Genomic DNA, 1630 nt, shown 5'->3' with positions numbered 1-1630 from the left:
GTAAGCGTCGTCTGACGGCTACGGATTGGGCTTGAGCTTTCCTCGGCGTCGGTTTGCGAACTTGGCGAGGGCCTTGTGAATTTTGGTGGCATCAACGGCGCCGGGATCGAAGCCCGGTCCATGCCACGCGATCATTTCCTGATGATCCTCGTGGGACGGATCGGCGATCGCCTCGAGGAAGTGAGCGTAGCCGCAAGGGCCGCCGCACTCCTCGGGCGGGCATGCGCCGACGGCATCGAGGAGGCAGGGATAGGTCGCGCTGGGATCGGCTTCGGCGAGGGCTTCGAGCTTGACGGTGTGGCGCCAGTCGTCGCCGAAGTCGTAGACGTATTGGAAGACCTTGGCGCGTTTCAGGTGGATCAGCAACTCGGCCAGGGTGGCGGTTTTGGCGGCACGGGTCGCGTCGTCGGACCAGTCCGGGTCGAGCTCGCCCCAGGAGAGGTTGCGGCCGACGTGGAAGGCGTAGAGGTGGGCGTTCTCCCATCCCATGGCGATCTGGATGACGGCATGCAGGTCGGCCAGGGAGATCCCCACCGGCACTTCGATCCGGCGTAGGATTTCGGGATCGACGTCGTCGAGGCGGATGCTCAGGCGGGCGATGTCGGGCATGGGACGAAGCTCCAGGGCAGCAACTCACCGATCCGGTTGATCGGGTGTTCGGCGATCCGTCCGAGAACATCGCGCAGATAGGCTTCCGGGTCGAGGCCGTTGAGCTTGGCGGTTTCGACCAGGGTGTAGATGGCGGCGGCGCGTTCGCCGCCCGCGTCCGAACCGGCGAAGATCCAGTTCTTGCGCCCCAGGGTGAGCGGGCGGATGGCGCGCTCGGCGGCATTGTTGCTCATGTCGAGGCGTCCGTCGTCGACGTAGCGGGTCAGTGCCGCCCATCGGGAACGCGCGTAGCGAATGGCGGAGGCCAACTCGCTTTTGCCGGAGATTTTGGTCAGCGCCGCATCCATGAAGGTCGCCAGTTCGACGATCAGAGGCCCGGCCCGATCCTGGCGAACCCGCCGTCGCTCATCGGGAGGTTTGCCGCCGACCTCCCGCTCGATGGCGAACAGTGCGCCGATCCGGTCCAGAGCTTCCGCCGCCAAAGGCGATGTAGTGGCCAGATGAACGTCGTGGAACTTGCGCCGCACATGCGCCCAGCACGCCACCTCGACGGCAGCGGCGGGGCGGCCCGCATCCTCCGCATACAGCGGACCGAACCCGGCGTAGCCATCGGCTTGAAGGAAGCCCCTGAAGCTGGCGAGGTGGGCGCGGGGATGCTCTCCCTTGCGGTCGGGACTGTAGCGGTAGAACACCGCGGGCGGCTCTCGCCCGCCATGGGGGCGTTCGTCCCGCAGATACGCCCACAGCCGCCCGGTCTTGGTCTTGCCTGCGCCCGGCGCCAGCACCGGAACCGGCGTGTCGTCGGCATGCAGGCGTTCCGCCGCCAGAACGTGCCTTTCCACCGCATCGACCAGAGGCCGCAGCAACCCGGCGGTCTTGCCGACCCAGTCGGCCAGCGTGGCGCGCTCGAGGTGGACGCCGTCGCGGGCATAGATGCCGGATTGCCGATAGAGCGGCAGGTGGTCGCAGTATTTTGAGACCAGAACATGGGCCAGCAGCCCCGCCCCGGGCTGTCCGCGCA

At 67.1% G+C, this 1630-nt stretch carries 2 protein-coding genes; both read right to left on the bottom strand.

Annotation, left to right across the window (positions count from 1 at the left end; all coding sequences use genetic code 11):
* Window positions 1-18: 18 nt before the first annotated feature.
* Window positions 19-609, bottom strand: coding sequence for a plasmid pRiA4b ORF-3 family protein (locus O7R11_RS14875; protein WP_337998322.1), 591 nt, complete (start codon window positions 607-609; stop codon window positions 19-21).
* A partial coding sequence (gene tnpC / locus O7R11_RS14870) for an IS66 family transposase (RefSeq protein ID WP_337998321.1) occupies window positions 588-1630 on the bottom strand: 1043 nt, incomplete at its 5' end. The genes tnpC and O7R11_RS14875, both read right to left, overlap by 22 nt.

This window comes from Oleispirillum naphthae, assembly GCA_027864655.1.
Taxonomy (GTDB): domain Bacteria; phylum Pseudomonadota; class Alphaproteobacteria; order Rhodospirillales; family Rhodospirillaceae; genus Oleispirillum; species Oleispirillum naphthae.
This window is presented reverse-complemented; position numbering and strand designations above follow the sequence as displayed.

What these genes read in the sequence shown, in the direction of transcription:
- O7R11_RS14875 (WP_337998322.1), bottom strand. Translation starts at nt 609, where the DNA reads ATGCCCGACATCGCCCGCCTGAGCATCCGCCTCGACGACGTCGATCCC.